This window comes from Cellulosimicrobium cellulans (assembly GCF_001722485.1).
Lineage (GTDB): Bacteria > Actinomycetota > Actinomycetes > Actinomycetales > Cellulomonadaceae > Cellulosimicrobium > Cellulosimicrobium cellulans_A.
This window is the reverse complement of the sequence record NZ_LWGL01000145.1, coordinates 1-8065: the sequence shown is the minus strand read 5'-3', so window position 1 is coordinate 8065 and position 8065 is coordinate 1. Positions and strand designations below refer to the sequence as shown.

Sequence of the window (8065 nt, the reverse complement as noted above, 5' to 3'; positions counted from 1 at the left end):
GGGCCATGCCCTCGACCGTCTTGCCGATGAGGATGCCCAGACCGATGCCGGGGCCGATCGCGGCGATGCCGTAGCCGATCGTGTTGATGTTGCCGGAGACCTCGGCGAGGGTGGTGACGTCCACGATCCCCAGGGCGCGACCTTCCGCCTCTGGCAGACGGGGGACCGCCTCGGCGCGCAGCGCGTCAACGAGCCCGGCGCGTGGAACTTCAGCGTCCTGCGCACCCGCGACCCCGAGCACGCCCTGCACTTCTACGGCCCTCTCCTCGGGTGGGAGGTCGACCCCGACCTCGGTGCAGGCATGGTCCGCGTCGCCGGGTACGGCGACCACCTCGCACGCACGGTCGACCCCGGCATCCACGAGCGCCAGGCGTTCGCACCGCCGGGCTTCGCCGACGTCGTCGCGGGCATGGAGCGCGACGACGGCCCGGCCCGGTTCACCGTGACCTTCGCCGTCGCCGAGCGCGACGAGGCCGCGGCACGGGCCGAGCGCGCGGGCGGCACCGTGCTGTCGTCGGACGACACGCCGTGGACGCGCGAGGCCGTCGTCCGCGACCCGCAGGGCGCCGAGCTCACGCTCTCGCAGTTCGCCCCCCAGGACGTCGAGGTGCCGGACTGAGTCGAGGCGCCGGACTGAGTCGAGGCGCGGGACCGGGTCAGGCGCTCGCGTCCGCGGGGTGCGGGAGGGCGTGGGACAGCACGAGCTTGAGCACGAGCAGCGGCCCGACCCAGGCCACCCAGGGCTCGGGCGCGAGCACCGTGACGAGCAGCGCCACGAGGACGGCGGCGCCCGCGAACGCGACAGGCGCGCGGACGGCGTCGGGCACGAGGACCGCGACCACGACGACCACGGCGAGGATCCCGGCGTAGGTGACGAGCGCCGTCGACCACGGCAGTCCCGGCACGAGCGCGGCGACCACCAGCGGGTGGACGTGGACGGCGGTGAACGTGACCAGGCCGCGGCGCGGCGTGCCGGGCGCGTGGAAGCGGCGCGACCCGGACACGGTCGCGTTGACCACGACCCCGCCGAAGAGGTCGAAGCCGACGAGCGCGAGCAGCGCGACCTGCCAGGCGTCCAGGTCGGCACGCACCGCGAGCAGCACCGCGAGCGCCGCCCCCACGAGCGCGGAGCCGTAGCCGAGCGCGCGCTCGGGACCGGTCGCGTCGGGTGCGGTGAGCGCCGCGTCGAGGCGGCCCAGCAGCGTGCGGTGCGGCGGCGTCGTCGACGTGCCGTCGGGCGTGGCGGTGGTCATCGTCGTCCTCCCGGCTCCGGGCGTGCTCCGGTCACCGAGGGTAGCGACGCACCCGCCGCACGTGCGGGCCGGATCAGGCCGGTGCGACGGCGACGGGGCCGACGTCCTCCGGCACGACGGCCGGACGGGTCGCGACCGAGCCGTGCCCGGCGACGTCGATCCCCGCGGAGAGGATGGTGGCCCGCCCGTCGGTGACCTCGACCGTCGACACCGACGCGTTCGGCAGGGCGACGAGCCGTGACGGGTCGATCGTCGCGAGGTACGCGCCGAGCGTCAGACCGTGCCCGACGACGAGCACCTCCTGGTCCTCCTGCGCACCCGGGCCGGCGGCGACGGCGTGCGCGGCGACGATGCGCTCGAACACCGCCCGGACCCGGGCCATGAAGTCGGCGCCCGGCTCGCCGCCGCCCACGCCGGGGTGCGTGCCCGCGAGCACGGCGGGGACGAGGTCCGTCCAGGACTCGATGGCGTCGAGCTCGTGCTCCGGGCGACGCTCGAAGCTGCCGAACGACAGCTCGCGCAGGTCGTGGTCGACCGTCAGCGGCAGGTCGGGGTGGTGGCGCAGGATCTCCATCGCCGTGAGGACGGCGCGGCCCTGCGGGGAGCAGTAGACGGCGTCGAAGTCGTGGAGCGCGAGGTGCTGCGCCGTGACGCGCACGCCCGCGCGGCCGGTGCGCGTGAGCGGGGAGTCGCACGCGCCCTGCAGGTGCCGGCGCGCGTTGAGGACGGTCTGCCCGTGGCGGACGAGCGTGATCGTGAGGGTCATCGTCGGTGTGCCCCTTTCCGGTGGTCCCGGTCGTTGCCCGCGCTCGACGCTAGGCCCGGCAGGTGACGCTACGGCATCCGGCAGGCAGCCGGCGGGCGACCGGTACGCGTCCGCCGGACGACGGCGGCCCCGGGACGACGCTCGTGGGCGCGTCGGTTTGCCCGGTGTCGGCGCCGTCGTGTAGACAGGCGCGCAGGTCACGAGTGACCGGCGAGACGCCCTCCGCGTGCCGGTCCGGCAACCGCGCCCCTCGCGCACGGTGCCCCAGGAGGAAGACCGGCCCCGGCCACGGCCAGGGGATGCGCGAGGTCGACGTCTGCTCCCGGATGGTGAGCGCACGCGGCCTGTGCCGTGCCGGCGTGTGACCATCGAGGCCGCGCGCGCCCGGAGGGGCGCGGCGACGTGACGAGAGGCAGGACCGTGCTCCGCAGCGACGACCGCATCCAGACCACCCACGCCGGGTCGCTCCCGCGCACGCCCGAGCTGCTCGCGGCGAACGCCGCCCGCGAGGCCGGGGACGAGAAGGGCGACTTCGACGCGCTGCTGCGCGACGCCGTCGTCGACGTGGTGGAGCGGCAGCAGCGCGCGGGCATCACGCTCGTGGGCGACGGCGAGTACGGCAAGTCGATGTCGTCGCCGGTGGACTACGGCGCGTGGTGGTCGTACTCGTTCCAGCGCACAGCCGGGCTGGAGCTCGACACGGACGCCGCGTGGGTCCTGGCCGACGTGCAGTCGTCGCCGGGCGACGTCCGGCTCACCGGGTTCGGCAACCGCCGCGACCAGGCGCGCTTCCGCGAGGCGTACACCGACCCGACGTCGGGCATCTTCGCGGGCGAGGGCCCCGGCGCGTTCCCCAAGGTCACCGGACCCCTGAAGTACGTCGGGCAGGCCGCCGTCGCGCAGGACGCCGCGAACCTGCGCGCCGCCGCCGACGCCGCGGGCGTGCAGGACGCGTTCGTCACCTCGATCGCGCCCGGCTCGGCGACGCGCATCGCCAACGAGCACTACGCGTCGCACGAGGAGTACGCGTACGCGTGGGCGGAGGTGCTGCGCGAGGAGTACCTCGCGATCGTCGACGCCGGGCTGGTGCTGCAGATCGACGACCCCGGCCTGGCCGAGTCCTGGGACCAGGTCACGCCCGAGCCGACGGTCGAGGACTACCTCGCGTTCTCCCGCGTGCACGTCGAGGCGCTCAACCACGCGCTGCGCGGGATCCCCGAGGATCGCGTGCGCTACCACCTGTGCTGGGGCTCGTGGCACGGCCCGCACACCACCGACCTGCCGATGAAGGACGTCGTCGACCTCATGCTCGAGATCCACGCGTCCGCGTACTCGTTCGAGGCGGCGAACGTGCGTCACGAGCACGAGTACCGCGTGTGGGACGACGTCGCCCTGCCCGAGGGCAAGATCCTGCTGCCCGGCGTGGTCTCGCACGCGACGAACGTCGTCGAGCACCCCGAGCTCGTCGCCGAGCGCATCGAGCGGTTCGCCACGCGCGTGGGGCGCGAGAACGTCGTCGCCTCCACGGACTGCGGCCTGGGCGGGCGCGTCCACCCGCAGATCGCGTGGGCCAAGCTCGAGTCGCTCGCGCAGGGCGCGGAGATCGCCACGCGCCGCCTCTGGGGCTGAGTCCCGGACCGCGCACGACGCGGAAGATGGTCGGCCAGTGGTCGGCCGGAAATCACCCGCAATTCACCCGCGGGTCATGGCCGGCGACTTCCCTCGTGGCGTCGGCGGGCGGCCGCCCGCCGAGAACACGACAGGGAAGAGACCATGACCTCACGTGTCCCGCTCCAGTGGCTCCGCGTCGCCGGCATCGGCGCGCTCGCCACGGGCGTCGCCATCGTGCCTGCCGTCCCCGCCGCGGCCGACGAGCCGACCGGCCCCAAGAACGTCATCGTCCTCATCGGTGACGGGATGGGCTACAACCACATCGACGCCGCGAGCCTCTACGAGCACGGCACCACGAACCACCAGGTGCGCGTCGACCCGCAGGCCGGCGTGGTCGAGCACCTGCCCGGCACGCCGTCGCAGGTGTTCCAGCACTTCCCCGTCCACGTCGGCATGTCGACGCACGCGGCCAACGGCCGCGCCGAGTACGACCCCGCCAAGGCCTGGGCGGACTTCGGCTGGGTCGCCGAGGGCGCGACCGACTCCGCCGCCGCCGGCACCGCGCTCTCCACGGGCGTCAAGACGAACAACGGCATGCTCGGGATGGACCCCGAGGGCGAGCCGGTGAAGAACGTCGCCGAGCGGGCCGCGGAGGTCGACAAGGCGACGGGTGTCGTGTCGTCCGTGCAGGTCAGCCACGCCACGCCCGCCGCCTACGGCGCGCACAACGTGAGCCGCAACAACTACCAGGCGATCGCCGCCGAGATGGTCGCGGGGCCGCTCGACGTCATCGTCGGCGCCGGCCACCCGATGTACGACGACGGCGCCCGGCCGCGCGAGACGCCGAGCTACAGCTACGTCAGCGAGCAGACGTTCGAGTCGCTGCGCGACGGCCAGACGCCGTTCACGTTCGTCGAAGAGCGCGAGCGCTTCGAGCAGATCGCCGCGGGCGAGGACGTGCCGGAGAAGCTGTTCGGCCTCGCGCAGGTCGCGACGACGCTGCAGCAGGCGCGCCCCGGCGACTCGGAGGGCACGCTGCCGTTCGAGGTCGAGCGGAACGACGTCGCGAGCCTCGCCACCCTCACGCAGGGCGCGCTCAACGTGCTCGAGCAGGACGAGGACGGCCTGTTCCTCATGGTCGAGGGCGGCGCGATCGACTGGACCGGTCACGCGAACGAGACCACGCGCAACATCGAGGAGACGCTGGACTTCAACGACGCCGTCGAGACGGTCGTCGACTGGGTCGAGACGGAGAGCAGCTGGGAGGAGACGCTCGTCATCGTGACGGCCGACCACGAGACCGGCTACCTCGACGGCTCGCAGTCCGACCCGACGTGGACGCCGCTGACCGGCGCCAAGGGCCAGCTCCCGAACCAGGAGTGGTTCTCCGGCAACCACACGAACCAGCTCGTCCCGGTCTTCGCCAAGGGCGCCGGCTCGGAGCTGCTCGCCTCGTACGCGACCGGCCAGGACCCGGTGCGCGGCCAGTACCTCGACAACATCGACCTGGCGCGCGTCCTCTTCGAGTCGTGGGGCCACGAGGACGGCCCGGCGGAGAACGGCATCCCGCTGCGCGCCTCCGTGCCGCAGGCCGGCGAGGAGCAGGGCTCCCTCACCATGACCGTCGCGGACGCCGGTGAGGGCGTCGCGCTCGAGGGCGGCGCGAACGTCGGCGACCGCCTGCGCTTCAACGGCACGCTGCCGACCGTCTCCGTGTCGGACTCGCGCTCCAACGCGCAGGCCGGCCAGGGCGGATGGGCCGTCGCCGGCCAGGCCGGCGACCTCGTCTCCGGCGAGAGCGTCCTGCGCGCCGACCGCCTCGGCTGGACGCCCGGCGTCCTCACCGACAAGCCCGGCGTGACCCCGGGTGCGCCGGTCGCGACGTCGCTCGCCGGCGGCGAGGGTCTCGCCACCCCCGCGACGCTCGCCACGGCGACGTCCGAGGGCCGTCTCGGCACGACCGAGCTGACGGCCGACCTCGCGCTCGAGGTCCCGGTCGACACGCGGGCCGGCGAGTACGAGGGCTCCCTCACGGTGTCCCTCTTCCCGGTCGACTGACGACCGCCCCCGGCGCACCGCGCGCCGGGACCCCGCGCGCAGGCGCGGCGGCCGGCCACCGGCCGTCGCGCCCGCGCGCGCCGCAGCGCACCACCTCAGGAGAGAGCATGACCTCCCAGCACCTCGCCGCCCTCCGCCGAGCGGCCGTCGCCACCGGCCTGGTCGGCGGCCTGCTCGCCACCGCCGTCCCCGCGTCCGCCGCCACCACGTCACCGGCGGCCCTCGCCACGGCCCCCGTGGTCGTCGGGAGCCCGCTCGCCGAGACCGCCGGTGACGACGCCGCGGCCCGCACCACGTGGGCGATCGAGCCCGCCACCGCCGACGGGCCGGACGGGCGCGTGTCCCTGCGCCACGTCGTCGACCCGGGCGGCGAGGTCACCGACCACGTCGCGCTGCGCAACTTCAGCGACCGCGCCGTGACGTTCGACGTGTACGCGAGCGACGGGATCGTCACCGCCGACGGCCTGTTCGACCTCCTGCCCGCCGGCACCGAGGCCGTCGACGCCGGGTCGTGGATCGCCATCGGCGACGCGACCGGTGCGCTCGGCGAGCCGGGCCAGCCCCGGCAGGTCGAGGTCGGGCCCCAGGCGACCGTGACGCTGCCCGTGGCCGTGCGCGTCCCCGCGGAGGCGACGCCGGGCGACCACCCGGCGGGCATCGTCGCGTCCCTGTCCCGCGAGGACGCATCCGGCGTGCAGATGGAGACGCGCGTCGGCGCCCGCCTGCACCTGCGGGTCGCCGGGGACGTCGAGCCCGCGCTCGCCGTGACGGACGTGCGCACGACCTGGACGCCGTCCTGGAACCCGTTCGCGCCGGGCGAGCTGCGCGTCGACTACGTCGTCGAGAACACCGGCAACGTGCGCCTCGGGGCGGACGTCGCCGCCACCGGGTCCGGCCCGTTCGGCTGGGCGGGGCACGAGGGTGCCGGCACGGCGCAGCGCGAGGTGCTGCCGCGCCAGGAGGCCGCCGGCGTCGTCGTCGTGGACGCCTGGCCGCTGGGCCGGCTCACGGGCGACGTGACCGCGACCCCGCTCGTCGTCGGCGACGACGAGGTCTCCGCGCGCCTCGTGCAGACCGGGGCGTCGTACGCGCTGTGGGCCGTGCCGTGGCTGCACCTCGCGATCCTCGCCCTCGTCGTCGGTGGCGTCCTCGGCGTGCGGCAGCTGCGGCGCCGGCGCGAGGCGCGGACGCAGGCCCGCATCGACGCGGCCGTCGCCGCCGCCCGGGACGCGGCACCCGCCTGACCCGCCTGACCCGTCTGACCCGCCGGGCCGCCCGCCGCCACCGATGAGTCCGGGCGGGCCCCGCCGTCATGGTCCTCGTACGCGACCCGCCCGCACGGGGCGGCACGACGACCACGCGGAGGCGACCATGACCGAGCGCAAGACCTACACCCTGGACGTGCCGGGCGCCGTCCTCACCTACGACGTGCACGAGCCCGCGACGGCGAGCGACCTGCCGCCGCTCGTCGTCATGGGGTCGCCCATGGGCGCGTCGGGGTTCGAGCAGCTCGTCGGGCTCCTCGACGACCGCACCGTCATCACGTACGACCCGCGCGGCGTCGAGCGCAGCACCCTCGCGCCCGACGGCGAGGTGACCATGCCCGGCCACGCCGACGACCTCCACCGGATCGTCGAGACGCTCGGGCTGGGGCCCGTGGACGTGTTCGGGTCCAGCGGCGGCGGGATCGTCGGGCTGTCGTGGATCGAGCAGCACCCCACCGAGATCGGGACGTTCGTGTCGCACGAGCCGCCGCTCACCGCGCTGCTCGAGGACCGCGAGGTCGCGGACGCCGTCGAGCTCGACATCGTCGACACGTACCACCGCGCCGGGTACGGCCCCGCGATGGCGAAGTTCATCGCGCTCGTCAGCCACGTCGGGCCGCTCCCGGCCGACTACCTCGACCGGCCGGCGCCAGACCCGACCCAGTTCGGCATGCCCACCGAGGACGACGGGTCGCGCGACGACGTCCTGCTCGCCCACAACCTCAAGGCCCAGCCCCTGTACGCGCCCGACGTCGACGCCCTCCGGTCCTCCAGCGCCCGGATCGTGCCCGCCGTCAGCGCGACGGGCGAGGGCACCCTGGCCTGGCGCGGCGGAGCGGCGCTCGCCGCGCTCCTCGGCGTCGACGCCGTCACCTTCCCCGGCGACCACGGCGGCTTCATGGTCAGCGAGTGGTCGCCCGCCAACGACCCGGCGGCCTTCGCCGCACGGCTGCGCGAGGTGCTCGCCGGCTGAGCGGTCGGCGGTCCGGCCCCGCCGCGCCTCCTCAGCGCACGACGACGCCCGCGCCCGTCACGAGGTCGAGCAGCCCGTCGAGGCCGAACGCGTCGGCGGGGCCGAGCGCGCCGACGTCCTGCACGCCGTCGCGCGCGCC

General features: G+C 75.1%; 7 protein-coding genes, 1 pseudogene and 1 riboswitch. Of the genes and pseudogenes, 5 read left to right on the top strand and 3 right to left on the bottom strand.

The genetic code is table 11. The features are described 5' to 3' along the window. Positions 1–124 (bottom strand): annotated as a pseudogene (locus tag JZ5iCDA_RS19760) (ATP F0F1 synthase subunit C); the annotation flags it as partial. A 93-nt stretch (positions 125–217) separates the two neighbouring features. Between JZ5iCDA_RS19760 and JZ5iCDA_RS19755 the strand changes: the two are divergent. Beyond that, positions 218–619 (top strand): VOC family protein, encoded by a 402-nt coding sequence (locus tag JZ5iCDA_RS19755; protein ID WP_290438816.1) that lies wholly within the window; start codon positions 218–220, stop codon positions 617–619. A 37-nt stretch (positions 620–656) separates the two neighbouring features. Here JZ5iCDA_RS19755 and JZ5iCDA_RS13705 read toward each other — a convergent pair whose 3' ends face one another. Both JZ5iCDA_RS13705 and JZ5iCDA_RS13700 read right to left on the bottom strand, forming a co-directional pair. Next, positions 657–1253, bottom strand: coding sequence for a hypothetical protein (locus JZ5iCDA_RS13705; protein WP_069387678.1), 597 nt, complete (start codon positions 1251–1253; stop codon positions 657–659). Between the two features lie 73 nt (positions 1254–1326). Continuing rightward, a complete protein-coding gene (locus JZ5iCDA_RS13700) occupies positions 1327–2019 on the bottom strand; it encodes a histidine phosphatase family protein (protein ID WP_069387677.1) in 693 nt (230 codons plus the stop codon). A gap of 195 nt (positions 2020–2214) precedes the next feature. Next, positions 2215–2329, top strand: a riboswitch (SAM riboswitch). A gap of 110 nt (positions 2330–2439) precedes the next feature. Between JZ5iCDA_RS13700 and JZ5iCDA_RS13695 the strand changes: the two genes are divergently transcribed. The 4 genes from JZ5iCDA_RS13695 to JZ5iCDA_RS13680 all read left to right on the top strand — a co-directional run bounded on the left by JZ5iCDA_RS13695 (position 2440) and on the right by JZ5iCDA_RS13680 (position 7926). Then, a complete protein-coding gene (locus tag JZ5iCDA_RS13695; protein ID WP_069387676.1) occupies positions 2440–3648 on the top strand; it encodes a cobalamin-independent methionine synthase II family protein in 1209 nt (402 codons plus the stop codon). A gap of 144 nt (positions 3649–3792) precedes the next feature. Continuing rightward, positions 3793–5688 (top strand): alkaline phosphatase, encoded by a 1896-nt coding sequence (locus JZ5iCDA_RS13690; RefSeq protein ID WP_069387675.1) that lies wholly within the window; start codon positions 3793–3795, stop codon positions 5686–5688. 107 nt (positions 5689–5795) lie between these two features. Then, positions 5796–6932, top strand: a complete 1137-nt coding sequence (locus JZ5iCDA_RS13685) for a COG1470 family protein (RefSeq protein WP_069387674.1) — start codon at positions 5796–5798, stop codon at positions 6930–6932. Between the two features lie 127 nt (positions 6933–7059). After that, positions 7060–7926 (top strand): alpha/beta fold hydrolase, encoded by an 867-nt coding sequence (locus JZ5iCDA_RS13680; RefSeq protein ID WP_069387673.1) that lies wholly within the window; start codon positions 7060–7062, stop codon positions 7924–7926. Positions 7927–8065: the final 139 nt, after the last annotated feature.